A 25,924-nucleotide genomic window follows, 5' to 3' on the forward strand; every position below is an offset into this window, starting at 1 on the left:
ACCTTGCGCGTGAAAGCACAGGAGGAAGCCCCATGGCCAAAGGATACTGGGTTGCCCATGTCGATGTCGATGATTTCGATACCTACAAGAACTATATAGCCGCAAACGCCGCGCCTTTTGCCGAATATGGTGCCAAATTCCTCGTGCGAGGCGGTGATCGGACCGAGGTCGAAGGCCAGGCCCGCGCCCGCACCGTAGTGATCGAATTCCCCAGCTACGAACAGGCGCTGGCCTGTTATGAAAGCGAAGGCTATCAAGCGGCTAAGGCCCTGCGCGATCCGGTGTCCACCGGCGATCTTGTGATCATTCAGGGCTATGAAGGTTAGCACCGCTTGGCGCGTCCGAAATTTAGGAATATCCTAACCCTATGTTGAAGAAGTTCTTTCAGGCGTTCCGTCCGCCGCAACACGACAACCTTCCAGACCCGGATGCCGAACTGGCCCTCGGTGCATTGATGGTGCGCGTGGCGCAGGCAGATCGTGATTACAAACTGGAAGAGATCAGCCTGATCGACCGCATCCTCGCCCGCCTCTACCAGCACAACGCCATTGAGGCCGCAAAAGTGCGCGCTACCTGTGAAAAGCTGCATGCTGCCGCGCCGGAAACCGATACTTTTGGCAAGCTGATCCGTGAAACTACTGATTTGCAGGAGCGCCTGGCCGCTTTGGACGCCTTGTGGGAGGTCGTGCTGGCCGATGGCAACTCGGACGAAGGTGAGATCAAAATCGTTGAAGAGGCCCGTATTGCCATGGGCCTCAGCTTCAACGACAGCAAAGCTGCCCGCGAACGGGTGCAAAGCCGCTTGGAGGCGACCTAGGCCGGGGCTTTCTTTGACGCACAATTTGCCCCTAATACCGGTTTCCACCTTTCGGATTGCGCACTATATATCTGACTATGTTCAGTGATTTCCTGTCTCGGCTCACACAGCCACAGCCCGACCCGCTTGTCGAAGACGATGCTCGCCTGGCTCTGACCGCCCTACTGGTGCGCATCGCACGTTCCGACAATGACTATGCCGATACCGAAATGGCCCGGATCGACCGTATCTCGGCCGAGCGTTATGGCCTTTCGCCGTTCGAGGCCGCAGCCCTGCGTGCCCGCGCCGAAGATCTTGAGGCCGAGGCACCCGACACTGTCCGCTTCACCCGAGCCATCAAAGTGGCCGTCGCCTATGACGACCGTCTGGCGGTGGTACAGGCGATGTGGTCCGTCGCACTGGCCGACGGGCAACGCACTGGCGAGGAGGATTCGCTACTGCGCCTCGTTGTCAGCTTGCTGGGTGTCAGCGACGTAGATTCAGCCATGGCCCGTCAACGGGCTGCGAAAGTCTGATAGGCGGCTGATTCGATCACCTTCGATGCCTCCCCCAAAGCCCATCCCGCCATCACAGCCAGCACCTCGTCGCGTCGGCGCGGCTGGAAACACCGTGAGTCTCATTAACCCTGGCCCGCCTGCTTGGCGGGCAGAGCGGACGTTAAACTGACGATTTTGATTAAAGCGACTGGTCATTTTGGCGATTTCGCCACGTGAACTTGTCATTTGCGCATTGCATTGGTTCAATTTTTCAGCCCTAGTACCGCACCAACACCATTCACAATAACTGGACTGCCCGTGACAGAAAACGCGCCCGTCATCGAGATCAAGAACCTGCACAAAAGCTTCGGAAATCTCGAGGTGCTCAAGGGAGTGGACATTACCGCCCATCGTGGCGACGTTGTCTCGCTGATTGGTTCTTCCGGGTCAGGCAAATCTACTCTTCTACGCTGCTGCAATCTGCTGGAAGACAGCCAGCAGGGCGAGATTCTGTTCAAAGGTGAACCGGTGAGCTGGTCCGGTGAAGGGCATAACCGCCGCCCGGCCGACGCCAAACAGGTGCTGCGTATCCGCACCAACCTATCGATGGTGTTCCAGCAATTCAACCTCTGGGCCCACATGACCATCCTTCAAAACGTGATGGAGGCCCCGGTCACCGTTCTGGGCCGTGATAAGGCCGAGGTCGAGGACAGCGCCCGCAAATATCTGGAAAAGGTGGGCATTGGCGACAAATGCGACGTCTATCCGGCACAGCTGTCTGGCGGCCAGCAACAGCGTGCCGCCATCGCGCGTGGGCTTTGCATGGAGCCTGAGGCGCTCCTGTTTGACGAACCCACTTCGGCGCTCGACCCTGAGTTGGAACAGGAAGTGATAAAGGTGATCAAGGATCTGGCCGCCGAAGGCCGCACCATGATCATCGTGACCCATGACATGAAGATGGCAGCGGACATCTCCAGCCATGTTGTGTTCCTGCATCAAGGCCTGATCGAAGAAGAGGGCACACCCGAAGATATTTTCACTACCCCTGAATCCCAACGGCTTCAGGGCTTTCTCTCCGCCACTCAGGCGGCATAATCAACGGACAGAACCAATAAGGGGAGTAACAATGAAAAACCTGATTCTGACCACCGCAGCACTGGCTCTGACCGCCGGTGTGGCCATGGCCGAAACCGTGCGCATGGGCACCGAGGGCGCCTACCCTCCGTATAACTTCATCAACGACGCTGGTGAGATCGACGGCTTTGAGCGTGACGTAGGTGATGAACTGTGCAAGCGCGCCAATCTGGAGTGCGAGTGGGTCAAGAACGACTGGGATTCGATCATTCCGAATCTGGTCTCGGGCAACTACGACACCATCATCGCGGGCATGTCGATCACCGACGAACGTGATGAGGTCATCGACTTCACTCAAGACTACTATCCGCCGACTGCTTCAGCATACGTTGCGACCTCTGACGCGGCAGATGTGACTGGCGGTATTGTTGCAGCACAAACCGCCACCATCCAGGCTGGCCACGTTGCCGAATCCGGCGCGACCCTTGTCGAATTCGCAACCCCGGAAGAAACCATCGCAGCCGTTCGTAACGGCGAAGCCGATGCCGTTCTGGCAGACCGCGATTATCTGGTTCCTTTGGTAGAAGAATCGGGCGGTGAACTGGTCTTTGTTGGAGATCCGGTTCCGCTGGGCGGTGGTGTCGGCATGGGCTTGCGTGAAAGCGACGGTGAGCTGCGTGGTAAGTTTGACGAGGCCATCACTTCTATGAAGGCCGACGGCACACTGAACGAAATGCTGATCAAGTGGTTCGGTGAAGGAATCGCCACATACGGTGCTGACGGTTCAGTCGTCACCAACTAATACCTATCGTATCCCGGTCCGGCGCCTCAGCGCCGGGCCGCGGCATCGGCTTTGCCGGTAAAGACGTTCGAAAGACGCCATATGTTCTCCTACTGCGCTGATCCTGACACGCTCGGCACGTTCCACTGGTTCTCGTGCTATCTAACCAATGGCGTCCACTGGTCATTCTACCTATCCTTTCTCAAAGTGTTGGGCTTGTTAGCCGTCACTGCCCCAGTCGCGCTCAGCTTCGGCTTTGCCGGTGCCATGGCGGCGCGGTCGCATTTCCCACCGCTAAGCTGGCTGGGCAAAGCTTACATTGCCATTGTGCGCGGCGTGCCAGACATCGCCTTTTTCCTGTTTTTCGTGATCGCATTGGATCAGGGTTTCGAGTGGATCCGGCACAAAGTTATCTGCCCCGACTGGACCGAACCAGTTCGGCAAGGCAATGACTTCCTCGTCTGCCAAGCCGCCAAGCTGCCGCTGGGCACCGCGCCTGAATGGGTGCACGAAACTTATGGGTTTTTCCTCGCAGTCATCACCTTTTCCATCGTTTTCGGCGCCTTCGCCGCCAACGTCCTGTTCGGCGGCATGCGTGCCGTGCCCCACGCCCAACTGGAAACCGCCGAGGCCTATGGCATGACCCGCCGCCAGACCTTCTGGCGCATCCTCGTGCCACAGATGTGGGTCTACGCCCTGCCCGGCCTGTCGAACCTCTGGATGGTGCTGATCAAGGCCACGCCGCTGCTGTTCCTGCTGGGCATCGAAGATATCGTCTATTGGGCACGTGAACTGGGCGGCACCAAAACCTCGCGCTTTACCGACTACCCCCACGGCGACTGGCGTATGTGGTACTTCCTCGCCCTGCTGATCTTCTATCTCGGCATGACCCGCGTCTCGGAAGTCGGGCTTGAGAAACTGATGCGCCGCCTGTCCCACGGTCAGGCCACATCGGGCGGAGAGCTTCTGCGCAAGGAGACCACCGCATGAGCTGCCTCCAGACCATTCAGGATTATGGCCTCCGGTCACTGGGCTTCGGCGAGCGCCTGCTGCCCAAAACCGATTTCACTCTGTGCGAGCATTTCACGCTGATCGGCTCGGGCATGATCTGGAATATCTATTTCGGGATCATGGCGATGGTCACAGGGTTCTTCCTCGCCACCGCGTTGGCCGTCGGCAAAGCCTCATCGAACAAATGGCTGCGCAAACCGTCCGAGTGGTTCATCTTCCTGTTCCGCGGCTCACCGCTCTTTATCCAGTTCTTCTTCGCCTATTTCTTCTTCCTGTCGCTGAAGAAACCCTATCCGATGTTCGACGCCTTCACCTCGGCCTGGCTGGGGGCGCTGATCGTGCTGTTCCTGAACACATCCGCCTATTCGGGTGAGATCTTCTATGGTGCGCTGCGCTCGATCCCCAAAGGGGATACCGAAGCCGCAGACGCATATGGCATGTCTGGCTGGTCCCGGTTCCGCCGTATCATCTGGCCCACCATGCTGCGGCTGGCGTGGCCCGCTTATACGAACGAAGCCATCTTTGTGTTCCAATCCACCACGCTGGTTTTCTTCTCGGCGTTCCCGGCCTGGCAGCAACGCGGAGACGCGCTGTATTACGCGAGCTACTTCGCCGACAAGACGTTCAACCCGTTCATTCCTTACCCGATTCTGGCGTTCTACTTCATCTTACTGACACTGGTCATCGTCTGGTGTTTCGGCATGGTCAACAAACGTCTGAACCGGCACCTGCCCGCCGAGCGAAAGGCCAAGATGCGGTTCCGTCTGAATCTGGCACGCTAATCCCACTCGACCGGGTTCAAACGGAACAGTTTCGAGAGTTGCTCGTACACCTCAGGCACCTCGCGCTGTAACGCGCGGGGGCGTTCAAAAAATACTTCGACCGAGACGGCAAAAAACTCCTCGTGCCCAGTCGCACCATAGGGGTCAATCACCGTGCGCCGACCGCTTTCGACAGCGCGCACATGCGCGTCATAGGCGGTCAGAAATACCTTTTCCCATTCGGCAAAGCTCTGACCTGCGCTTAGAATTGGCACGCCGTTCGTACCGCCGGAAAGGTCGTCAATCTGATGCGCAAATTCATGCAGCACCACGTTCTGGCCATCCCGATCATCCAGCGCCCCTTGCTGGCTATGCGCCCAGGACAGAATGACCGGCCCGCGATCCCAGCTTTCACCGGTGCGCACGATTTCTTTCTCAGACACGACATAACCCGAGCGCCGCTGCTGCTTTGACTTGAAGGCGTTGGGATAAATCAGGATCGTCGTCAGATTATCGTACCAAAGGTCACTGTTGATCACGAGCAGACAAGCCTGTGCCGCAATCGAAAGTTCCATCTCTTCCGTCACATCCAGCCCATCGCAACCGTAGTAACTCACCTGATCCAGCAACAAGTTCACCTTGCCATCCAGATGCTGGCGCAGCGGCTGCGGAAGCCGCCGGATGATTGGCACCTGACGATCAATGATATCGCGCTGACGGGCGCTCAGCGGCGTGGCAAGCAACTCGGCGCGGGCCTGCCGTTTCGACCAGAAATAATAGCAAAGGCCAGCGACGACGAGGAACAGAATGGTAAGAAAGATCAACATGGAAAGACACTATATGCATCAGTTGCTCGGGCACAATTGGCCACCAGCTCTGGCACGGCGAACCTGCGACTGACACTGTGATCCCTGAGTTTACGACAGATTGGTGAAATTTCGCCAATAGGGCGAAACAAGCCTTGGCTTGAGCGCTATATGACTTTATCTTTCCCAAAGATAAAATTCGGGAAATCCAAATATGACGCTTGTACCCAACGTTCATGACGCCGAACCCATCCCCGCAGCCGCAAGAGACGCAATTGACGCCCTGATGCAATCTGGCGACCTGTTCCGCTATACCGCGCCACAGGATGCACCGGTTTCGCTGCTTGAGGCCGAGTTTGCCGCGCTGCTGGGCAGCAAATACGCTCTGGCCGTGTCGTCCTGCTCTGCTGCGCTGTTCCTGTCGCTCAAGGCATTGGATCTGCCGCGGGATGCGCGGGTTTTGATCCCAGGATTTACCTTTGCCGCCGTACCGTCCTCGGTCGTTCACGCGGATTGCATTCCGGTTCTTTGCGAAGTTGGCAGCAATTATCGCATCGACATGGAGGATTTCGCGGCCAAGCTGGATAGCGTTCAGGCAGTGATCATCAGCCATATGCGCGGCCATACCTCGGACATGGATGCCATAATGGAGCTGTGTGACGCGCGCGATATACCTGTGATTGAGGACGCCGCACATTCGCTTGGCACCACCTGGAATGGGCGCAATATCGGTACGATCGGCAAGATCGGCTGTTTCTCGTTCCAGTCCTACAAGATGATCAACGCGGGCGAAGGCGGAATCCTGCTTACAGATGACGCTGATCTGGTAGCCCGCACCGTCATCATGTCAGGCGCATATGAACATAACTGGAAAAAACACTCAGGCGCGCCCGAACTTGAGCTGGCCTTTGCCCGCTGGCAGAACCAGTTGCCGCTATATAACCTGCGGATGAGCAACCTCAGCGCCGCCGTGATCCGTCCACAGATTCCGGAACTGGCGCGTCGGGTTCGTGACGGACTGGAAAATCATGACTATGTCGCGGATCGCCTGAACGCGTCGCCCCATATCGACGTGCCCGCGCCGCTGGCACCTGAACGCCGCGCGCCGGATTCGATCCAGTTCAATCTGGTGGACCTTGATGACGATGAAATCAAAGCCTTCGCGGCAGCTGCCGAGGCACGGGGTGTTAAGGTGCAGGTCTTCGGCCTGAGCCAGGACAACGCGCGCGCCTTCTGGAACTGGCAATTCCTGCCCGAACAGGTCGATCTGCCACAAACCCGCGCCATGCTGATGAGCGCCTGTGACGTGCGCCTGCCCGTCCGCCTGACGCGCGAAGAACTTGACGTGATCGCGGATATTCTGCTGGCCTCAATAGGTGAAGTGGTCGGCCCGATGCCGGTCTACGGTACCTGATCAGCTCTCACCAAGATCAAACGCTTGAACGGACAAAAACAACGCGTCGATCCCATCCGGGGTCGGCGCGATGCGCGACAATATTCCAGCGACTGCCGGACCTTCCTCCGTCTGAACCAGTAGTGGCGCGCCGGAATCTCCCATCATGACAGAACATATTGCGTGCAGGAGGTGCTGACCAGCAGGTTGAGGCACGCAAGCTCCGGTACGGCTCAAGACATGGGAGCGCAAGCCGGGATACCCCGACACAAACCCTTCGCTTGTGTCGTCGGCGAGCGCCAAGAACCCAAGCTCTGCTCCGATCGGATCGGTCAGTTCCAGCACGGCCCAATCCAAGTCGGCGCGATTGTTGAAAGCTCCATCCACACCTTGCGATGCGGACAGCCGGTAGGCATTGACGGCAGAGACCGCGACAGCCTCACCGCGCTGATATCCTGCGGCAAACCGGATGCTTGAAGGCGGTATCCATCGCTGGCGGGCAGAATTGTAAAGGCAATGCGCCGCCGTAAGCACCAACTGCTCCGACACCAGAACACCTGTACAGTGAGACCGCTGGCTGCGGCTGGCAAAATTGACGCGCCCAATAGCCCGCCAAGGCTCCTCGAAGGCGTTCAGGATTTCGCGATCCCGGATATCCGCGCAGCCAGCCGAAGTGTCCTGCCCCATTGTGCAGATCGGCTCCCACACGTTCGAGAATTTACCTTGCGCCAGCGCCGTCTGCGCCCAGAGCAGTACCGCAATCGCAAGCAGTCGACGCATCAGCCCGATCAGCTAAGCTTGGACAATTTCTGCTGCAGTTCCGCGAGTTGCTTTTTGATGTCGTCCAGATCTTCTTTGGGTTCCGACGACGCCTCTTGCTCGTCATCCGAACCGGACCATTTGCCCGACAGGCCCCCGGTCATGGCTTTCAGAAATGCCTGTTGCTGCGCTTGCATCGCCTCGAACCCCGGCATCTGCGACATCGGGTTCATGGCGTTCATGTTTTCCATCATCTTGGACTGGCTCTCGCGCAGCATCTCAAACGAGCTTTGTAGGAACTGCGGCATCATGCCCCCACCCGGCACCATGTAGCTGCGGACCAGATCGTTCAGAACGTTGACTGGCAGAACATTTTCGCCGCGGCTTTCATGTTCGGCAATGATTTGAAGCAGATACTGACGGGTCAGATCATCCCCGGTTTTCAGATCGATAATCTGAACTTCACGTCCGTCGCGGATGAAGCCCGCGATATCTTCAAGCGTCACGTAATCACTGGTCTCAGTGTTATATAGCCGACGGCTGGCATAGCGCTTGATCAACAACGGTTTTTCTTGTTCCGACACCGTTTACCCTCCCCAAGGATGATGCGTTGCAGCAGAGGTTATGCGACTGCAGAACAAAAAGAAAGGGCAGGTCAAACGACCTGCCCTCTTGCGATGCACCGCTTGGGAGGAATGGGTGCTAGTTCGCAGACTTGCCTTACTTGGTGGTTGCTGCTTTCTTAGCGGCAGCGGTCACCTCGTTGGTGGCTTTTTTGACGGCTGCGGTTGCGTCTTCTGCAGCGTCTTTGCCAGCCGCCATCAGCAGCTCAACGGTTTCGGTCTGAACTTTTTTCGCGATTTCAGCGAAAGCAGCCATGTTTTCTGCGGCAACTTCAGCCGACGCGCTTGCGAAGTCGGTTGCGGCTTTTGCGTAGTCAGCAGGCTCTGCCTTTGCTTTCGACATCTCGGTCAGCTTGGCCAGGGTTTCCTTGGTCCATTTGTTCGAGATTTCAGCCGACTTCTCAGCTGCGTCCAGGGCAACGCCCGACAGCTTTTCGTTCAGCGATGCGGTCGATTTGAACGCGTCTTCCAGAGCGCTTGTGTCAACCGGGAATGCACCCATCATGTCTTTCAGGGTCGCGGTAAAGTCTTGGGTCTTTGCCATTGTCCTAATCCTTTTAGCCTGTCCGGGCCCACCCCGGGTTTCATCAGCTTGAGGACAATATGATTGCTGCATCGCAGCATTGCAAGTTTTTTATTGCTGCAATGCAGAAAAAGTTGAGTTTCAAAATGATATCAGCGGTTTGCCTTGACCAAAACATAGGTTCCAGGGGCCGGGCACAGCCGCGGATGATCCGAATCGCCGGTGTCGCGGGCTGGAACCTGCTTGCCAGAGCGCTTTTTCAACCATGCTTCCCACATCGGCCACCAGGAGCCCTCGTGAAAGTCAGCGTCTTTCAGCCAGGTTTCGGCACCCGCCTTCATATCCGGGTTGGTGTAGTGGCCGTATTTCTTCTTGCTGGGCGGGTTTACGATACCCGCGATGTGACCCGATTCCGAGACCACAAAGGTTTTGGACTTCGCCCCCATCTGCTGCACGCCGCGATAGCAATCCTTCCACGCAGCGATGTGATCCGTCTCGCAGGTGATCGCCATCAGAGGCACGTCGACATCCTTGATGTGCAGCTTGTGACCCAAAAGCTCGAACCCGTCTGTGACGAAATCATTGCTCTGGCACAGCCCGCGCAGATACTGGATCGCCATTTTCCCGGGCAGGTTGGCCCCGTCTCCGTTCCAGAACAGCAAATCGAAGGCGGGCGGTGTTTCACCCATCATGTAGTTCCGGATCGCCGGGGTGTAGATCAGATCCCTCGACCGCAGGAATGACATGGTTCGCCCGATAATCCAAGCCTTGAGAATCCCGTCCTTCGTGACCTGATCCTCGATACCGTCGACGAAATCGTTCTGCAGGAAGGGCGTAAACTCGCCCTGATCACCGAAATCCGTAAGGGTCGTGAAGAAGGTCGCTGACTTCACCGATTTGTCACCCTGCTGTTTCATCAGCGAGAGCGTAAGGTTCAACGTCGTACCCGCGATGCAATACCCCACCGCGTTGACCTGCTTGACCTTGCAGATCTTCTTGACCTCGTCGATGGCAGTCAGGAAACCGTCCTGAACATAATCCTCCAACCCGATATCGGCATGAGAGCTGTCGGCATTGACCCAGCTGACAACAAACAGCGTATAGCCCTGTTCGGTCACCCATTTGATCAGACTGTTCTGCGCCTTGAGATCGAGGATATAGAATTTGTTGATCCAGGGCGGGAACAGCACGATCGGCGTTTCATGCACTGTCTCGGTGACCGGTTTGTACTGGATCAACTCCATCAAACGATTGCGATAGACGACATCGCCGGGTGTGGTCGCGATATTGCCACCAATCTCGAAGGCGCTTTCGTCGGCCAGCCTGACGACCATCTCGCCATCATTGGCCTCAAGGTCCGAGACAAGATTTTCCAACCCCTGGATCAACGACTGACCCTCGGTCTCGACCGCCTTTTCCAGCGCATCTGGATTAGTGGCCAGAAAATTCGTTGGTGCCATCATGTCGATGATCTGTTGCGAAAAGTACTGAAGCCGCTGCTTGTCCTTGGCCTCAAGATCCTCAACCGACGCAACAGCCTGCGAGATGGCCTCCGCGTTGGTCTGGTACTGCTGGCGAATAAGACGGAAATACGGGTTGGTTTCCCACATCGGATTCGAGAATCGCTTGTCCTTGGACAAAGATTCAGGCGCTTCGTTTTCGCCGCTTGCAAAGGCCTGTTGAGCCTCGGCAAAGTTCAGGACAGACTTTCCCCAATATTCGATCTGATGTTCAAGCAGCTTGGTCGGGTTCTGAAAGGCTTCGGTCCAATAGGCCGTTGCTGCTTTTGCAAAAAGCTCTTGATTCGGACCATCGAGCGCGGGGGTATGCGGCGTTTTGCCGGCCATGACCTCGACAAGTCGCTTGGACAATTCTTCGACTTTGCCCATATTTTCTTTAAGTCGATCAATGGTTTCTTCGGTCAACTTCGGCGTTTGGCCGTCAGCAGTTGTCATTTTAACAATTCCCCCCTAACCTCGCTGCTATGCAGAATAACGTCGTAGCCATCGGGGAGCAAAGCGGCGAATGGTCCAAACTTTCAGGCTGATACCCAGGAGGCACATTCGATGCGCTACATGATGACCTACGACCTGATGGAAACAATGCGTAACACCAACCAGTGGCTTGGTGCAACTGCCAGTGCGATGGCGTCCTACCCGTTGTTTTCGATGACACCTAACCCGGCCTTCAACTGGATGGCAGCCTGGGGTGAGGTGACGGAGCGTACTTTTCAGCGCATGGTGGTCAAGCCCGACTGGGGCATCCGCACCTTTACCTGCGAAGACGGCAAAGATCATCTGGTTGACATAACCACGGTTCTGGAGCGCCCATTCGGTGACCTGATCCACTTCCGCGTCAATGGGCGTGAAGAACAGCCGCGCAAGGTTTTGCTGGTTGCGCCGATGTCGGGTCACTATGCAACGCTGTTGCGGTCGACCGTCAAAAGCCTGCTGGTCAATTGTGAGGTTTACATCACCGACTGGCATAACGCGCGCGATATCCCTGTGTCCGAAGGCAAGTTCGATGTCGAGGATTACACGCTCTACCTTGTCGATTTTATGAAAGAGCTGGGCCCCGACACGCATGTTGTTGCTGTTTGCCAGCCCGCGCCTCTGACTCTGGCTGCAACCGCCTATCTGGCCGAGGTCGAGCCCAAGGCACAGCCCAGCACCCTGACCCTGATCGGCGGTCCGGTCGACCCTGACGCGACCCCAACCGAGGTCACGGATTTCGGCCGCCGCGTCACTATGGGTCAGTTGGAAGAAACCATGATCCAACGCGTTGGTTTTAAATACAAAGGTGTGGGTCGGATGGTTTATCCCGGCCTGCTGCAGCTGGCCTCATTCATGTCGATGAATGCCGAGCGCCACAGCAAGGCCTTCTCGGACCAAATTCAGCGCGTTATCCGCGATGAAGCCTCGGACCACGATGCCCACAATCGTTTCTACGATGAGTATCTGGCCGTGATGGATATGACGGCCGAATTCTATCTGTCGACGGTTGAGCGTGTGTTCAAGAACCGCGAGATCGCGCGCAATGAATTCGTAGTCGCCGGACATAAGGTCGATATCGGCAAGATCACCGATGTCGCGGTGAAATCGGTTGAGGGCGCGAATGACGATATCTCGGCCCCCGGTCAGTGTATTGCGGCGCTGGACCTGTGCACCGGTCTGCCCGACAGCAAGAAGGCAAGCCATGTTGAGCCCGGCGCGGGCCACTATGGTATCTTCGCCGGGCGCAGCTGGCGCGATAATATCCGCCCGCTTGTGATTGATTTCATGAATGAAAACAGCCGCAAGAAGCCCAATCGCCGGGCGGCCAATAGCAACAAGGTTGCATGAGTGAACCAACCGCAGATGCACTTCCCTTTTCATGCACCTGCGGTGCATTGTACGGGCATCTGACACCCAGAGGTGTCAGGTGCGGCACCCATGTTGACTGCTATTGTCACGATTGCCGCGCCGCTCAGCTGTATTTTAAACAACCCGACCCCGCCCCCGGCCCGGTCGAAATCCTGCAGACCACGCCAGAAGATATCCGCATCGATAAGGGTCTAGAGCATCTTGCAGCCATGCAGCTTAGCCCGAAGGGAATGTTGCGGTGGTATGCGAGCTGCTGTGATGCGCCTCTGGCGACCACACCGCAAACTGGTAAATTTCCATTCGCGGGCTTTGTCGTGAAACGTATTCCCGATCCATCCAGACTCGGCCCGATTACTACACGCGGGTTCGTGCCTGCGCCAAATGGCAAGCAGAAGCACGAAAAGGTGCAATATGCGGCGTTTGGATTGATCAGACGCGTAATCGGATCGCGCCTGTCTGGTCGTTGGAAGACATCGCAGTTCTTTGCCGCAGAAACCGCCGCGCCCGTCGTCACCCCGACCATCCTGACCAAAGAACAGCGTTATGCGTTCTACGACTAAAGCAATCGCAGCGGCACCTGCAACCACTCGACCAAAGCGCTGTTGACGGCCTCCGGGGCTTCCAGCGTTGGCAAATGACCCGCGTCATCCAATACCAACAACTCGGTTTCAGGGATCATATCTGCCATGAACTGGTGTTTTCGAACCGGAGTCACCGTGTCGTAAGCACCGCACAGAACCAACGTTGGCACCCCGATCAAGCGCAGCGTGGCCTGCTGATCCGGTCGGCGCTGCAAAGTCCGCATTTGCCGCGCGAATAGGTCAGACCCCAGCTCAAGCGCCATCTGGATCGTATCCTGCAGAATGGGTATTCGCCGCGGCCCCGGTGCCAGAGTGTCCGAACCGATGACCTTGTGCATCACCTCGTCCAGTCGTCCGGCCTGCGCCCCAATCATCAACTCTTCGCGCCCTGCTGCGATATGCGGGGTATCGGCTTGCGCATCCGTCGATATCAGGCAAAGCCTCCTCACCCGATCCGGAGCGCGGCGGATCAGCTCCAGCGCGATCATTCCGCCCATGCCGTGCCCGGCAAGCGCGAACCTTTGTGGCAGTTGGTCAAGTAAACCCGAGGCGATCTCCTCGATTCGCTCCCCGCCCGAGATCGGCGCAACCGTTAAGGCCCTATCTCGCGACAGAAGTTCGATCTGCGGTCGAAACAGCCTTGCGTCACTCATCAGTCCGGGCAGCAAAACCAGCGGCTCGATCACGCGGGTCCTCCCTCTTTTGACGGGTCAGTCGTTCTTGCTTTGCTTCAGGATGAGAGTTTTGAGCGTGTGCGGCAAGCGCAAAATTCAGGGATACTGAATGCCGCGAAATGTTGGGAAATCAGCATACCGGGCCTGCCGCTGCTCCGGCGTTTCATCCGGCTCTTCGCCCGCGCGCAGCAGGCACCCGCGCGGCGCTATATAGCTGTCGATCCGACGTTGCGGCTTGGGTCGCCAGACCAAATTGAACGCACAAAGCTTGGGAAAGAACCAGATTTCGGAGTAATCAAGATGGTCGTGCATCCACCAGGCCAGATCGCGCCAGTCACGGCCTTCGGCATAGCGATCCGCAAACCATGGGATCACCACCGAAGCCCCTGCAACCCGCGCATCACCCTGCCCCCAATCCCAGATATGGCACTCCAGCGGATTGTCATTGCGGGCACAGTTCAGGCGGTTTTCATTCCCGAACCGGTTCAGGGACGGAGAGCGATAACCCGACCGCACAGCAACCCGCCCAAAGGTCTCTTCCAGCGGGTCCATCAGCGCCTCGCAGAACGCCCGACCCGTCTCGATGGCGAGATCAGGGTTTTCGGGGATGTTCTGTTTTTGGTGAAAATTCCCGATCTCGGAATATAGGAAGTCACGCATAAAGAAATGCTTGGACAGACGCACCCGGCCCAAGGTCTCAAGACTCCACATGCTCCCGGGTTTACGCATCACTCAATACCCTGATCTGCAAGCCATCCAAGCATCCCCGAAACCGCAGCATCTGTCTGCCCCGGAGACATCAGCCGCCCGGCAATCACATGTGAAGCCGGATCATCCCCCGGCCCCATTTCCACCAGTTGAACCATCGATGGCCCGCTCCACGCCTCAGCCACCTTGTGCGTCAGATCTGGTCGAACCACCTGATCGTCATCCGAGAACCAGAATAAGGCGGGGACCTGAGTCGACGAGAAATCCAGTGCATAAACCGCCTTCGTTAAAACTGACATCGGCACCACCGCTTCCCACGGATAAACAACTGTCCAGTATCGGTTCTTTTCAGGGTCAGGTCCCGACACATCCCGTTCGGCGCCCATCAGCAAGGGCAGCCAATTACGCGCCCAAGGCAATGTCGGGATCCAGGCCCCTACCATGTTCACACCAAAATTTGGTGAAACAAATATCATCGCCGCAACGTCTTCGCTCAACACCGGGTCCAGAGCCGCAGCGGCAGCCAAAGTGCCGCCGGTCGAAGTCGACATCACGATGACCTGATCTCCCACCGCCCGAGCCGCAGCCAACCCTTCGGCTGTGTCTTGCATCCAATCCGTAGCAGTTGCCTTGCCCAACGCCGCTCCATCGCGTCCGTGGCCCCGCAATCGGGTATAGACCAGATTGGCACCCAGAGCGTCCGCGACGAGGTCAGGTACGGGCCGAATCTCTTCAGAAGAGGCCGAAAACCCGTGCAGATACAGGACAGCATAGGGCGTGCGGCGTTCATAGAATCCGTCCCGCCAGACAACCCGCTTTTCGGTACCGGGAACAATGTCATCATAGGTGGCCTCGGTGCTTTCGAAATACACCTGCACCCCTTCGCCGAACTTGCGCGGATCAAAACGCGGATGCAGGTCGATCTGCTCGCGTGGCCCGAAGGCGTAAACCAGCCCACCGACGAGCACGAGCCACAGCAACACACGCCCCAAGACCCATCCAAAGCGCCGCATTAGGCCTCATCCATCACATCCAGAACGGCACGCTCAATCAACTCCAGACACACACCATCCGAAAACCGGTGATCGGCATCCTTTACCAAAAGCAACCGCATATCGGTGCCTGTCGCATGTTCAAGCAATCGTACTGCTGTCTGCGTCGAAACAGATGTATCCGCCGTTCCTTGCAAAAATCGCACCGGAAACGGTAGTTCCAGCGGCGACCGGAGCACCAAACGCTGACGCCCATCCTCGATCATCCGCTTAGTGATAATGTACGGCTCCATGTAATCCGAAGGCAGCTCGACCTGGCCTTCGTTTTCCAAAGCCGCTTTCTGGTCGTCCGAGAAGGATTCCCAATATCCGTCTTCGGTAAAATCCGGCGCTGCGGCTATGGTCACCATCCCGGCCACACGCTCTGGCATCACACGGGCCAACAACAACGCCTGCCAACCGCCCATCGACGATCCCACAACAATCAAAGGCCCCTCGGTCAAACGCGAGACGGCCGCCAGCGTATCCTCGTGCCAATCCCCGATGCAGCCCTCGGTGAACGCACCGGAACTCTCACCATGCCCCGAATAGTCGAACCGCAGGAAGGATTGCCCCCGCGCCTGTGCCCAGGCCTCAAGATGCACCGCCTTGGTGCCTTCCATATCCGACTTCAGCCCGCCTAAGAAAACGATGGTCGGCCCTGCCGCCGCGCTCTTGTGGTACGCCAACCGCCGCCCCTGCGCCGTCTCCAGGAATTCTGTCTCTGCCATGAAACCCTCGCTACTATTCCCACGCATCATGCACGTCCCTGCACTCTCCGCAATTCCCCGACCCCTCTTCATCTGACCCAAAATACCTCGGAGAGCGCGCGGGGCTGGTCCCTCGCACCCACCCTTGACACAAGCGCAACCACCTGCCAAAGCAGCCGAACACACATAACCCGCAACCGGGCGTTCAGTGGGCGCCAAACCGACGAGGAGAGCCAGACCATGGCCCTGGATTCAAAATCCGTCTCACTCACCTTCCCTGATGGCAACGCACGATCCTATGACGCAGGCGTCACGCCCGCCGAGGTCGCAGCCGACATCTCGACCTCTTTGGCCAAAAAGGCCATATCGGCCACCGTCAACGGCAAACACTGGGACCTGCAATGGCCCATCGAAGCCGATGCCGACATCGCCATCCATACCATGAAGGATGAAGATCAGGCCAACGAGCTGATCCGCCACGATCTGGCCCATGTCATGGCCCGTGCCGTGCAGGAAATCTGGCCCGCCACCAAAGTCACCATCGGCCCCGTCATTGAAAACGGCTGGTATTATGACTTCGACCGCGAGGAACCGTTTACGCCCGAAGATCTCGGCCTCATCGAGAAAAAGATGAAAGAGATCATCAACAAACGCGATCCCGTCACAACCGAGGTTTGGGACCGTGACCGTGCGATCGAGTTCTACAAGGCCAATAACGAGCCCTACAAGGTCGAGCTGATCGAGGCCATTCCGGGGGATGAACCCCTGCGTATGTACTGGCACGGTCATTGGCAGGATCTGTGCCGCGGCCCGCATTTGCAGCACACCGGTCAACTGCCCGGCGACGCTTTCAAACTGATGTCCATCGCGGGGGCCTACTGGCGCGGCGACAGCGATCGCGCCATGCTGCAACGCATCTACGGCGTGGCCTTCACCGGCAAGGAAAAGCTGAAAGCGCATCTGCATATGCTGGAAGAGGCCGCCAAGCGCGACCACCGCAAACTCGGCCGCGAAATGGACCTGTTCCACATGCAGGAAGAGGCCCCGGGTCAAATCTTCTGGCACCCGAACGGCTGGACCATCTACACGCAGTTGCAGGACTACATGCGCCGCAAGCAACGCGACGGTGGTTATGTCGAGGTCAACACCCCTCAGGTCGTCGACCGCAAGCTGTGGGAACGCTCCGGTCATTGGGAGAAGTACCAGGAGAATATGTTCATCGTCGAAGTCGACGAGGAACACGCCCGCGAAAAGGCCGTCAACGCTCTAAAGCCAATGAACTGCCCCTGTCATGTCGAAATCTTCAAGCAGGGCCTGAAATCCTATCGCGATCTGCCGCTGCGCATGGCCGAGTTCGGCTCGTGTGCCCGTTATGAGCCGTCAGGCGCATTGCACGGGATCATGCGTGTGCGTGGCTTTGCGCAGGACGATGCGCATATCTTCTCGACCGAAGACCAGATCGGAGAGGAATGCGCGCGTTTCATCGGTTTCCTGACTGATGTCTACAAAGACCTCGGCTTCGAAAGCTTCAAGGTCAAATTCTCGGACCGCCCCGATACCCGCGCCGGTTCCGATGAGGTCTGGGACAAAGCCGAAGAGGCGCTGCTGACCGCCACCCGCGCCGCGGGTGTCGAGCCCGAGCTGAATCCCGGTGAAGGGGCTTTCTATGGTCCCAAGCTGGAGTTCGTCCTGACCGATGCCATCGGTCGTGACTGGCAGTGCGGCACTTTCCAGGTGGATTTCGTGCTGCCGGAACGTCTCGACGCCACCTATGTCGGAGCCGACGGAGGCAAGCACCGCCCCGTCATGCTACATCGCGCCTGTCTTGGTTCGTTCGAACGTTTCATCGGCATCCTGATCGAGGAACACGCCGGCAAACTGCCGTTCTGGCTGGCCCCGCGTCAGGTCGTCGTCGCCTCGATCACTTCCGAGGCCGATGACTATGTGGCCGAAGTGGTTGAGACGCTCAAAGCCGCCGGTGTGCGTGCAGAAGCGGATATTCGCAACGAGAAGATCAACTATAAGGTTCGCGAGCATTCAGTCGGCAAAGTGCCGGTAATTCTGGCCGTCGGGCACCGCGAGGTCGAGGATCGTACCGTCAGCGTTCGCCGTCTGGGCGAAAAACAGACGCAGGTTCAACCGCTTGAGTCTGTAACAAACGAGCTTTCCCAAGCGGCAACTCCGCCTGATCTGCTGTAACATTCGGCATCATATTGCCGGGATTCCGGCCCCGCCCCCGGGGCCGGATTGAAATATTTCAACTTTTCCCCTTCAAAAACAGTTTGTTAACACGCAAGATGCCATGACTATCTTTGACGCGCTTGTGAGACACGGGCTCGTGAATTCAAACACGGCCATCAAGCCACTAACTTGAATGGTGTCACAAGCAGACAAACACAGTCAGCAAGAGGATTACTCGAGATGTCGAACACCGCAAAAACCCTGGTTATCGCAAGCGCCGTTGCAGCCGCCGTATCGGGCGTAGCCACAACCGCAACCGCACAAGCGAAAGAGAAATGCTATGGCGTATCGCTGGCCGGTCAGAACGACTGCGCCGCAGGCCCCGGCACCACCTGCGCGGGCACCTCGACCGTCGATTATCAGGGCAACGCATGGACCCTGGTTGACGCAGGCACCTGCGCCGACATCGAACTGCCGGCCGAAGCCAACGGCACCGCGCGCAAAGGCTCGCTCGAGCCGCTGGAACGCGACCTGCCGGCATAAGACTGTCCGTATGAATTACGAGGGGCGGGCAGGTTCGCCCGCCCCTTCGTTACGAACAGAGGATTTGCAGATGTTGGATGACGCTTTGAGATCGAACCGGTTGCCTGCGGCGCCCGGCGTTGGCTACAAACCGCAGCATTTTTCGCAGATCCTTGAGCAGGCCAAGCCTGTGGCTTGGCTGGAAATCCATGCCGAAAACTATATGGGAGACGGCGGACGCCCTCTGGCGCAACTGCGCCACCTGTCAGAACAATTTCCTATTTCCGTCCATGGTGTCGGCCTTTCCATCGGTGGCGAAGGCCCGTTGGACCCCGATCATCTGGCTCGTCTGAAACATCTTGTCGGTTGGCTGAACCCTGCCAGCTTTTCGGAACACCTGGCCTGGTCGACCCACGACAGCCATTTCCTGAACGATCTGCTGCCCCTGCCTTATACCGACGCTACTCTGACGCGTGTCTGTGATCATATCGATCAGGTGCAAGAGGTGGTGGGACGGCAAATGCTACTGGAAAATCCCTCCAGCTATCTCGCTTTTGAGGAAAGCACCTGGTCCGAGCCCGACTTCCTGCGCGAGATCGCGCGCCGTACTGGCTGCGGACTGCTTTTGGATGTGAATAACGTCTTTGTCTCGGCCACCAATCTGGATTTCTCGCCGCAAGGCTATATCGATGCCTACCCGCTGGATCGGGTCGGCGAAATCCATCTGGGCGGTCATGACGAGGACGAGGACGACCATGGTCGCCCCCTGCTTATCGACAGCCACGGGCGCGAGGTGGTCGATCCGGTCTGGGCCCTGCTGGACTATGTTCTGGATCAGTCTGGCCCTAAACCTCTGCTTATCGAATGGGACACTGATGTTCCCGACTGGCCTATCCTGCGGGCAGAAGCCGAGCGCGCGCAAAAGGCCCTGGATCGTGTGCCCGCATGAGTGTGTCCCAGACAACATTCCACAGCGCCCTACTGGACGCCAACCAGCCGATCCCTGAGGGATTGCTCGACGCCGAAGCGCAACCAGCCGGACGCCGATTCAGCGTTTATCGCAACAATGTCGCTGTTTCGTTGACCGAAGCGATGCACCAGGCTTTCCCGGTGATCACCAAACTGCTGGGTACACAGAACATGGATGGGCTTGCCGGGATTTTCCTGCGCCAACATCCGCCTGCCTCGCCATTGATGATGTTTTATGGCGAAGAGTTTCCCGCGTTTCTGGAAAGTATGCCGCAGCTGTCGCATCTGGGGTATCTGCCCGATGTTGCCCGGCTGGAGCTGGCCTTGCGCCGATCCTATCACGCTGCTGACGGCGAGGCGATTGCGCCGGAAGCTCTGACAATTCCACCCGAAGATCTGATGCTGGCCAAGCTGGTTCTGGCTCCCGCTGTACATGTCCTGCGCTCGGATTGGCCAGTGCACGCGATATGGCAGTTCAACACGCAGGACGGCGCGCCAAAACCGCAGGCCGAAGCACAGGATGTTCTGATCACGCGCCCTGAATATGACCCTGCGCCCCATCTGCTGCCCGCAGGTGGCGCTGCCTGGATCGCGCGCATTCAAACGGGTCAGACCATCGGCAACGCATTCGAAGCAACCGTGGCGGAGACGCCCGAGTTCGATCTAGGAACCACTCTGGCACTGCTTTTACAGGGCGGTGCAATAACTTCTGTGACTATCGAAAGGCTGGACACATGACTGCCCTGATATCAACCTACAACACCGCGATGGAAAAGGTGGACCACTCCTCGGGCTGGCTGACACCGACTCTGGCACGGGTGATCTTCGTCGCGGTTCTGTTTGTCTATTACTGGAATTCAGCGACACTTAAGATCGACGGCTCGATCTTTTCGCCTTCGGCTGGCGCTTTCGGTCAGATTTTCCCCAAAGCTGCCGAAGCCGTTCTGTATGACGTCACCCAAATGACATTCTTCCAGCGTATCGTGATCTTCTTCGGCACGGTAGCGGAGTTTGTTTTGCCCGTTCTGCTGCTGGTCGGCCTGCTGACCCGTGTTGCGGCCCTGGCGATGATCGGCTTCATCTGGGTGCAGACCTTCACCGACGTGGTTGGCCATGGCGTCAAACTGGGCGGATTGTTCGACAACGCAATCACCTTGATGGATCAGCGGGTGATGTGGAGCTTCCTGATGCTGGTAATCGTGATCAACGGCGCAGGTCCCTTGTCGCTGGACCGGGTCCTACGCCTGAAATAACTCAGAAATGCACCTTGGGCTCGTCCGGCTTTCCCGCGGCGAGCCCAAGCACACCCGCGACGCCCGCAAATGCGATCGGGAACATCGTGAAGACGCCAAAACCAAAGGCGTAGTACATCCCCGCCGCCGAGAATATCAACAATATGCCCCCGACAAGGGCACGGGCGTGTGCCATCGCTCCGCCGACAATCGCCAGCAAAGGCGCTACAATCGACGCGGTTTGAATCAGGCCGGGGTTGTCCACCTGCTCGGCGATGCCCTCGATTTCACCGAACCAATCGACGAAAGCCACAAAGCCGTAGCCGAAAAATCCAACAATCATTCCGATCAGCCCGGCGATCACGCCCAGTATCATGGCTGCATTGCGCATAAACAGGTCTCCGTCTGTTGCCCCGTGTCACATAGGCAGTTGTTCAGGCAACACCAAGCCCTTTACGGGTTTCAGGTGTCCAACCCAGGTACATCTGGCCGTCATTCTCGATCAGCGGACGCTTCATCAGCGTCGGATAATCCGCCAGAAGTTCCAGCACCGGGCGATTGCGCGTGTCCTCATCCAGTCCACGCCAGGTTGTGGAGCGGGTATTGAGCAAAGCTTTGCCGAAAATCTCGAACGCCTGTGACATTACATTTTCCGGCACGCCCTGTTCCCGCACATCAACAAAATCCGCATCTTGAAGGCTTTTCAATGCCTTACGGCAAGTGTCACAGTTCTTTAACCCATATAGGCGCATATTTTGGCTGATCCTGTATTTGCTGCAAATTCGGGCAAACCACTTGGCCTGCCTCGGTTATTCTTGATTTTTTACTTCACCGTGCAATGTTGAAAAAGACGAAACACGCAATCCGGGCTGTATCGTTTGGGCGAACAGTGATGTGTTGTGGTATTGTCGGAGCACTGCCCCCACCAATTTGTGGGACAACGTGAAAGTAGAAGGAGACACGGGAAATGCCAACCGGCACCGTGAAATGGTTTAATACGACCAAAGGCTATGGTTTTATTGCGCCTGATGAGGGTGGCAAAGATGTGTTTGTTCATATCTCGGCCGTAGAACGATCCGGTCTGACCGGACTCGCTGACAATCAGAAAGTCTCGTACGAGTTGCAGGACGGACGTGACGGCCGCCAGATGGCTGCTGATTTGAAGCCGCTATAAGGCAAGGCCCGCCAAGGCGGGAAGGATAAGAAGGTTGGCGGCCAATTTCCGGCCGTTAACCGTTAAACTTCCGGCCGTTAACCGTTAAACCCCAAAAACACGCGCCCGCACTGGGACGCGAGTTTTTTGTTATTTCTCGGGAATCAGCCCTCGCGAATAACGGCTTCAAACTCGCGCCATTCGCGCGCAGTCATACCCGAGTTTTCCTGCGTAACCGCCTCACCCGCCAACATCCGGCGCAAGCAGGTGACCATCTGGGCCGACAGATTAACCGCGCCCAGGCGGTAATCCTCGAACGCTCGATAGGCGAACGGCACCCAGTCAGCCACGACCTTGCACATGGTTTCTGCATAGACCCGAATCTCGTATTGCGCGTGCGGATCGGCGCGCAGGCGCAGGAAGTGGAACAGATTGTGCAAATCCACCTTCCAGTACCACTGCGTATAGATATTCGCAGGCAGATTCATTCGCGCCAATTCACGCGCCAATCCCTGCTGACCGTCCTGACCAATCATTGCCTCGTAGTTGTCATAACAGCGGGCGCTGTCGGCCTTGAGGATTTCCAGCACGCGTGCGGCTTCTTCGCCCTGCAACGTATCACCCCGGCCCTGATTGTTGACTTCGGACTGGGCAGCCACGTGTTCGGGTGCCGGAATATAGAACTCCCGATCCAAGATCGAATAACGGGCTGAATATTCATTCACATTCGCCGTCCGATGGCGGATCCACTGGCGGGCAACAAAGACCGGCAGTTTGACGTGGAGCTTGATCTCGCACATTTCAAACGGCGTCGAATGCCAGTGGCGCATGAGGTACCGGATCAGGCCTTCGTCGTTCTGAACCGATTTGGTCCCCTTGCCGTAGGACACGCGCGCGGCCTGACAAATCGCGGCATCATCGCCCATGTAGTCGATGACGCGGACAAATCCGTGATCCAGAACCTGATGCGCCGTGTACAAGTGGTCTTCCATACCTTCGGCTACGACGCGGCGGGTCGGGCTCGACTGTGCGCGTTGAGCTTCGATCTCGGCCAGTTGGTCGGCAGACAGAGGCATGAAATTATCCTTTCCAGCAATGAGTCGCCTACCACTATATATCGGCCAACACTTCACCGGAACCGCGATATGTGCGGCACAGCGCGCAAATTCGGAAATGTGTCCAGGCTGCCCCTCGACATGAGGTGAAGGCGCGCTAAGGTGCTGAAGATCACTATCAATGTAAGGAAAGTCGCGATGGGGCTGACATACCTCCATACTATGGTCCGCGTGAAGGATCTTGAAAAATCCATAGCGTTTTATGAGCTTCTGGGGCTGAAAGAAACACGCCGCTATGAAAGCGAAGCGGCACGGTTCACCTTGGTCTTCCTCGCCCCGCCGGGACAGGAGGACGCCCCGATCGAGTTGACTTATAACTGGGACGGCGATGATGCATTGCCCAGTGACAGCCGTCATTTCGGGCACCTCGCCTATGGTGTCGACAATATTTACGAGACCTGCCAGCACCTGCAAGACAACGGTGTCGTGATCAATCGCCCTCCGCGCGATGGGCGCATGGCATTTGTGCGGTCGCCCGACAATATCTCGGTAGAGCTGCTGCAGAACGGCGAAGCGCTGGAACCGGCGGAACCCTGGGCCAGCATGGAAAGCACCGGCCACTGGTGATCCGTTGGCTGGGAACACTGGGGTTGGCTATCACGGGCAGCCCCCTTTGGGCCGAGAACTGCCGCCTCGCGCTGGCGCTGGCAATGGACATTTCAACCTCGGTCGATGCGTCTGAAGACGCGCTGCAGCGCAAGGGGCTGGCCAATGCTTTGATCGCACCCGAGGTGCAAGAGGCCTTCTTCCTTTCTCCACAACCCGTTGCATTGGCAGCGTATGAATGGTCAGGCCGGTTCAATCAGACTTTGCTGCTTGATTGGACATTGATTCAGACACCCTCGGATCTGCTTGCCGCTGCAGAGCGGATTGGTCGTTCAGATCGATCCGAAAACGAATTCCCAACCGCGATGGGGCATGCTTTGGCCTATGGGGCAACCTTAATGCAACGCGCGCCGCGGTGCCTGTTTCAGACCATCGACATCTCGGGCGACGGCAAAAACAACGACGGCTACGGGCCGCTGACTGCCTATAAGCACTTTCCGTTTAGGAACATGACCGTCAATGGTCTTGTTATCAACGCAGCGGATTTCGAAGGTGAGATCGACCTGATCCCCTTTTTCCAAGACAATGTCCTGCACGGGCCCGGTGCCTTTCTTGAAATCGCTGCTGGCTTCGAGGATTTCGAGCGCGCGATGCGTCGTAAATTGGAGAGAGAGCTCAAGGGGTTGGAACTCAGCGATCTTGGACGGCACCAATCAGAATGATCCGACCGCCTGGCGTGTATTCATCAACCTATAGCGCCGAATTTCGGACAAAGGGTGAGCTGAAACGGATCAATCCAAGCTCCACCCAATCTACCTGCTGCAGAATTCGCCGAGCCGGTCAGTAGATATAACGGATCTGATCCGTCCAGTACCGTTCAACCCGGCGCAATGAATCCGTGATATCTTCGATGCCTTCGGCCCCGATCACACCTCTTGTCTGCAGCCCCGTGGCGTGGCGGGAGAACAGCTCAGCCACGATATCCCGAATTTCGCGACCGCGCGGTGTCAATCGCACGCGGACGGACCTGCGATCAATCTCGCAGCGCTGGTGGTGCATATAGCCCATCTCAACCAGTTTCTTGAGGTTATAGCTGACATTGCTGCCCTGATAATATCCACGGCTTTTCAATTCGCCTGCGGTTACCTCATGATCGCCGATATTGAACAAAAGCAGCGCCTGAACCGCGTTGATCTCTAACACGCCCACCCGTTCAAATTCATCCTTGATGACATCCAGAAGCAGCCGGTGCAGACGCTCGACCAGCGCAAGCGCCTCAAGATAACTGGTCATGAACCCCTTGGTTCCGGGCGCGGAGACCTGCATTTCCAAACTCATCCGATCCTCCGATTCAATCGCGCTGTTTCTTGCAAGATGACGCGAATTCCCAAAAAATCGGTTAAGTTGGAATAATCCTTATTTTTGAAAGGTCTGAGAGATATCGGCGATCAAATCAGCTAAGTGCGCGGGCGCAGATGCCTGGCCGGTCACCCATTGATAGAGATCCTGATCGTTTTCATGCAGCATCGCATCATAGAGATCCAGTTGCGCCTCATCCATCGCAGCCAGATTGCGATCTGCATAAGCAGTCAGGATCAGGTCCATCTCTTTGATGCCCCGGCGCATCGAGCGCATCTTCATGCGCTTGATCCGATTTTCGCGTGTCTCGCTCATTGATCACGTTCCAGTTTCAGCCGCAGCGCTTTTTCGACGCGGGCCAGACGTTCAGAGCTGGCACGCATTTCGCCACGGATAGAGCGCAACTCGGCCACCAGATCGCTCAGCTCCGAATCCGCATTCCCATCCAGGCTGGTCGCGTCCATGCCGTCGCCTTCGCCTGTCAGCAGCCACATGATCGAGACGTTCAACAGCCCGGCCATCATCGACAACTTGTTGGCGCGGGGTTCGGACAAGTCATCCTCCCACGCGGCGATAGTGGCTTTTTTCACACCAAGCCTGCGGGCCAGCTGCACCTGAGTCATTCCAGCGATCTCACGTGCACCTGCGACCCGGTCCCCGAAGGTTGCCGTATCTGGGCCGAACCAGTCCGTTTCGTCGGTCATCACTGTCTCCAATCCTCGACTGCCATATGGCTTGATCGTTATTCGGGCGCACC

33 protein-coding genes are annotated in these 25,924 nt (G+C 57.3%); 18 read left to right on the forward strand and 15 right to left on the reverse strand.

Annotation, left to right across the window (positions count from 1 at the left end):
• Positions 1 to 32 precede the first annotated feature (32 nt).
• The 7 genes from ACR3EM_RS07610 (at position 33) to ACR3EM_RS07640 (ending at position 4,941) form a co-directional block, all read left to right on the forward strand.
• Complete coding sequence (locus ACR3EM_RS07610; RefSeq protein WP_480470189.1) at positions 33 to 326, forward strand: DUF1330 domain-containing protein; 294 nt, start codon at positions 33 to 35, stop codon at positions 324 to 326.
• A 41-nt stretch (positions 327 to 367) separates the two neighbouring features.
• The gene (locus tag ACR3EM_RS07615; protein ID WP_480470190.1) at positions 368 to 817 is read left to right on the forward strand and encodes a tellurite resistance TerB family protein; all 450 of its coding nucleotides are present in this window, start codon (positions 368 to 370) and stop codon (positions 815 to 817) included.
• A gap of 77 nt (positions 818 to 894) precedes the next feature.
• A complete protein-coding gene (locus ACR3EM_RS07620) occupies positions 895 to 1,332 on the forward strand; it encodes a tellurite resistance TerB family protein (RefSeq protein ID WP_480470191.1) in 438 nt (145 codons plus the stop codon).
• A 279-nt stretch (positions 1,333 to 1,611) separates the two neighbouring features.
• The gene (locus ACR3EM_RS07625) at positions 1,612 to 2,388 is read left to right on the forward strand and encodes an ABC transporter ATP-binding protein (RefSeq protein ID WP_480470192.1); all 777 of its coding nucleotides are present in this window, start codon (positions 1,612 to 1,614) and stop codon (positions 2,386 to 2,388) included.
• Between the two features lie 31 nt (positions 2,389 to 2,419).
• Positions 2,420 to 3,169, forward strand: coding sequence for a transporter substrate-binding domain-containing protein (locus tag ACR3EM_RS07630; RefSeq protein ID WP_480470193.1), 750 nt, complete (start codon positions 2,420 to 2,422; stop codon positions 3,167 to 3,169).
• Between the two features lie 81 nt (positions 3,170 to 3,250).
• Positions 3,251 to 4,138 (forward strand): ABC transporter permease, encoded by an 888-nt coding sequence (locus ACR3EM_RS07635; RefSeq protein WP_480470194.1) that lies wholly within the window; start codon positions 3,251 to 3,253, stop codon positions 4,136 to 4,138.
• Entirely contained in the window at positions 4,135 to 4,941 is an 807-nt protein-coding gene (locus ACR3EM_RS07640; protein WP_480470195.1) for an ABC transporter permease, read from the forward strand. The genes ACR3EM_RS07635 and ACR3EM_RS07640 overlap by 4 nt, the downstream gene beginning before the upstream one ends.
• Here ACR3EM_RS07640 and ACR3EM_RS07645 read toward each other — a convergent pair.
• Complete coding sequence (locus ACR3EM_RS07645; protein WP_480470196.1) at positions 4,938 to 5,747, reverse strand: M90 family metallopeptidase; 810 nt, start codon at positions 5,745 to 5,747, stop codon at positions 4,938 to 4,940. The two genes, ACR3EM_RS07640 and ACR3EM_RS07645, sit on opposite strands and share 4 nt — an antisense overlap.
• Before the next feature lie 193 nt (positions 5,748 to 5,940).
• Here ACR3EM_RS07645 and ACR3EM_RS07650 point away from each other — a divergent pair, with 193 nt between their 5' ends.
• The gene (locus tag ACR3EM_RS07650) at positions 5,941 to 7,140 is read left to right on the forward strand and encodes a DegT/DnrJ/EryC1/StrS family aminotransferase (RefSeq protein ID WP_480470197.1); all 1,200 of its coding nucleotides are present in this window, start codon (positions 5,941 to 5,943) and stop codon (positions 7,138 to 7,140) included.
• Here the strand turns inward: ACR3EM_RS07650 and ACR3EM_RS07655 are convergent, their stop codons facing one another.
• The 4 genes from ACR3EM_RS07655 to ACR3EM_RS07670 all read right to left on the reverse strand — a co-directional run bounded on the left by ACR3EM_RS07655 (position 7,141) and on the right by ACR3EM_RS07670 (position 10,979).
• Positions 7,141 to 7,899, reverse strand: a complete 759-nt coding sequence (locus ACR3EM_RS07655; protein ID WP_480470198.1) for a trypsin-like serine peptidase — start codon at positions 7,897 to 7,899, stop codon at positions 7,141 to 7,143.
• An 8-nt stretch (positions 7,900 to 7,907) separates the two neighbouring features.
• On the reverse strand, positions 7,908 to 8,462 hold the full coding sequence (gene phaR, locus ACR3EM_RS07660) for a polyhydroxyalkanoate synthesis repressor PhaR (protein WP_480470199.1): 555 nt from the start codon (positions 8,460 to 8,462) through the stop codon (positions 7,908 to 7,910).
• 136 nt (positions 8,463 to 8,598) lie between these two features.
• Positions 8,599 to 9,045 (reverse strand): phasin family protein, encoded by a 447-nt coding sequence (locus tag ACR3EM_RS07665; protein WP_480470200.1) that lies wholly within the window; start codon positions 9,043 to 9,045, stop codon positions 8,599 to 8,601.
• A gap of 131 nt (positions 9,046 to 9,176) precedes the next feature.
• Positions 9,177 to 10,979 (reverse strand): PHA/PHB synthase family protein, encoded by a 1,803-nt coding sequence (locus tag ACR3EM_RS07670; RefSeq protein WP_480470201.1) that lies wholly within the window; start codon positions 10,977 to 10,979, stop codon positions 9,177 to 9,179.
• 111 nt (positions 10,980 to 11,090) lie between these two features.
• Between ACR3EM_RS07670 and phaZ the strand changes: the two genes are divergently transcribed.
• On the forward strand, positions 11,091 to 12,365 hold the full coding sequence (gene phaZ, locus ACR3EM_RS07675; RefSeq protein WP_480470202.1) for a polyhydroxyalkanoate depolymerase: 1,275 nt from the start codon (positions 11,091 to 11,093) through the stop codon (positions 12,363 to 12,365).
• Entirely contained in the window at positions 12,362 to 12,946 is a 585-nt protein-coding gene (locus ACR3EM_RS07680; RefSeq protein WP_480470203.1) for a DUF6151 family protein, read from the forward strand. The genes phaZ and ACR3EM_RS07680 overlap by 4 nt, the downstream gene beginning before the upstream one ends.
• Here ACR3EM_RS07680 and ACR3EM_RS07685 read toward each other — a convergent pair.
• The 4 genes from ACR3EM_RS07685 to ACR3EM_RS07700 all read right to left on the reverse strand — a co-directional run bounded on the left by ACR3EM_RS07685 (position 12,943) and on the right by ACR3EM_RS07700 (position 16,111).
• Complete coding sequence (locus ACR3EM_RS07685) at positions 12,943 to 13,653, reverse strand: alpha/beta fold hydrolase (RefSeq protein ID WP_480470204.1); 711 nt, start codon at positions 13,651 to 13,653, stop codon at positions 12,943 to 12,945. The genes ACR3EM_RS07680 and ACR3EM_RS07685 overlap by 4 nt on opposite strands.
• Before the next feature lie 84 nt (positions 13,654 to 13,737).
• The gene (locus ACR3EM_RS07690; protein ID WP_480471906.1) at positions 13,738 to 14,352 is read right to left on the reverse strand and encodes a hypothetical protein; all 615 of its coding nucleotides are present in this window, start codon (positions 14,350 to 14,352) and stop codon (positions 13,738 to 13,740) included.
• Between the two features lie 17 nt (positions 14,353 to 14,369).
• Complete coding sequence (locus ACR3EM_RS07695) at positions 14,370 to 15,362, reverse strand: alpha/beta hydrolase (RefSeq protein ID WP_480470205.1); 993 nt, start codon at positions 15,360 to 15,362, stop codon at positions 14,370 to 14,372.
• Positions 15,362 to 16,111, reverse strand: coding sequence for an alpha/beta fold hydrolase (locus tag ACR3EM_RS07700; RefSeq protein WP_480470206.1), 750 nt, complete (start codon positions 16,109 to 16,111; stop codon positions 15,362 to 15,364). Before ACR3EM_RS07700 ends, ACR3EM_RS07695 begins: the two co-directional genes overlap by 1 nt.
• A 219-nt stretch (positions 16,112 to 16,330) precedes the next feature.
• Here ACR3EM_RS07700 and thrS point away from each other — a divergent pair, with 219 nt between their 5' ends.
• The 5 genes from thrS to ACR3EM_RS07725 all read left to right on the forward strand — a co-directional run bounded on the left by thrS (position 16,331) and on the right by ACR3EM_RS07725 (position 21,015).
• A complete protein-coding gene (gene thrS, locus ACR3EM_RS07705) occupies positions 16,331 to 18,289 on the forward strand; it encodes a threonine--tRNA ligase (protein WP_480470207.1) in 1,959 nt (652 codons plus the stop codon).
• Positions 18,290 to 18,511: 222 nt separating this feature from the next.
• A complete protein-coding gene (locus tag ACR3EM_RS07710; protein ID WP_480470208.1) occupies positions 18,512 to 18,814 on the forward strand; it encodes a BufA1 family periplasmic bufferin-type metallophore in 303 nt (100 codons plus the stop codon).
• Between the two features lie 70 nt (positions 18,815 to 18,884).
• Positions 18,885 to 19,742, forward strand: a complete 858-nt coding sequence (gene bufB, locus ACR3EM_RS07715) for an MNIO family bufferin maturase (RefSeq protein ID WP_480470209.1) — start codon at positions 18,885 to 18,887, stop codon at positions 19,740 to 19,742.
• Positions 19,739 to 20,500 carry an HvfC/BufC family peptide modification chaperone gene (locus tag ACR3EM_RS07720; protein ID WP_480470210.1) on the forward strand — a complete coding sequence of 254 codons (762 nt, stop codon included), beginning with the start codon at positions 19,739 to 19,741 and terminating at the stop codon, positions 20,498 to 20,500. Before bufB ends, ACR3EM_RS07720 begins: the two co-directional genes overlap by 4 nt.
• Positions 20,497 to 21,015 (forward strand): hypothetical protein, encoded by a 519-nt coding sequence (locus tag ACR3EM_RS07725; RefSeq protein WP_480470211.1) that lies wholly within the window; start codon positions 20,497 to 20,499, stop codon positions 21,013 to 21,015. Before ACR3EM_RS07720 ends, ACR3EM_RS07725 begins: the two co-directional genes overlap by 4 nt.
• Position 21,016: 1 nt before the next feature.
• On the opposite strand, the gene ACR3EM_RS07730 is transcribed toward ACR3EM_RS07725, so the two are convergent.
• Complete coding sequence (locus ACR3EM_RS07730; RefSeq protein ID WP_480470212.1) at positions 21,017 to 21,385, reverse strand: hypothetical protein; 369 nt, start codon at positions 21,383 to 21,385, stop codon at positions 21,017 to 21,019.
• 43 nt (positions 21,386 to 21,428) lie between these two features.
• Complete coding sequence (locus ACR3EM_RS07735) at positions 21,429 to 21,746, reverse strand: ArsC/Spx/MgsR family protein (protein WP_480470213.1); 318 nt, start codon at positions 21,744 to 21,746, stop codon at positions 21,429 to 21,431.
• A gap of 215 nt (positions 21,747 to 21,961) precedes the next feature.
• Here ACR3EM_RS07735 and ACR3EM_RS07740 point away from each other — a divergent pair, with 215 nt between their 5' ends.
• Positions 21,962 to 22,168: a cold-shock protein gene (locus ACR3EM_RS07740; protein WP_008758035.1), complete on the forward strand. Its 207-nt coding sequence runs from the start codon at positions 21,962 to 21,964 to the stop codon at positions 22,166 to 22,168.
• Positions 22,169 to 22,311: 143 nt separating this feature from the next.
• Here ACR3EM_RS07740 and thyX read toward each other — a convergent pair whose 3' ends face one another.
• Positions 22,312 to 23,223 carry an FAD-dependent thymidylate synthase gene (gene thyX / locus ACR3EM_RS07745; protein WP_480470214.1) on the reverse strand — a complete coding sequence of 304 codons (912 nt, stop codon included), beginning with the start codon at positions 23,221 to 23,223 and terminating at the stop codon, positions 22,312 to 22,314.
• A gap of 177 nt (positions 23,224 to 23,400) precedes the next feature.
• Between thyX and ACR3EM_RS07750 the strand changes: the two genes are divergently transcribed.
• Both ACR3EM_RS07750 and ACR3EM_RS07755 read left to right on the forward strand, forming a co-directional pair.
• Positions 23,401 to 23,829, forward strand: a complete 429-nt coding sequence (locus tag ACR3EM_RS07750; protein ID WP_480471907.1) for a VOC family protein — start codon at positions 23,401 to 23,403, stop codon at positions 23,827 to 23,829.
• A complete protein-coding gene (locus ACR3EM_RS07755) occupies positions 23,826 to 24,530 on the forward strand; it encodes a DUF1194 domain-containing protein (protein ID WP_480470215.1) in 705 nt (234 codons plus the stop codon). The genes ACR3EM_RS07750 and ACR3EM_RS07755 overlap by 4 nt, the downstream gene beginning before the upstream one ends.
• Positions 24,531 to 24,648: 118 nt before the next feature.
• Here the strand turns inward: ACR3EM_RS07755 and ACR3EM_RS07760 are convergent, their stop codons facing one another.
• From ACR3EM_RS07760 to ACR3EM_RS07770, 3 genes are all read right to left on the reverse strand, one after another.
• Complete coding sequence (locus ACR3EM_RS07760; protein WP_480470216.1) at positions 24,649 to 25,146, reverse strand: MarR family winged helix-turn-helix transcriptional regulator; 498 nt, start codon at positions 25,144 to 25,146, stop codon at positions 24,649 to 24,651.
• Between the two features lie 78 nt (positions 25,147 to 25,224).
• The gene (locus tag ACR3EM_RS07765; RefSeq protein WP_480470217.1) at positions 25,225 to 25,482 is read right to left on the reverse strand and encodes a succinate dehydrogenase assembly factor 2; all 258 of its coding nucleotides are present in this window, start codon (positions 25,480 to 25,482) and stop codon (positions 25,225 to 25,227) included.
• Positions 25,479 to 25,871, reverse strand: a complete 393-nt coding sequence (locus ACR3EM_RS07770) for a helix-turn-helix domain-containing protein (RefSeq protein WP_480470218.1) — start codon at positions 25,869 to 25,871, stop codon at positions 25,479 to 25,481. The genes ACR3EM_RS07765 and ACR3EM_RS07770 overlap by 4 nt, the downstream gene beginning before the upstream one ends.
• Between the last annotated feature and the right edge of the window lie 53 nt (positions 25,872 to 25,924).

It is taken from the genome of Ruegeria sp. AH3 (assembly GCF_056536265.1).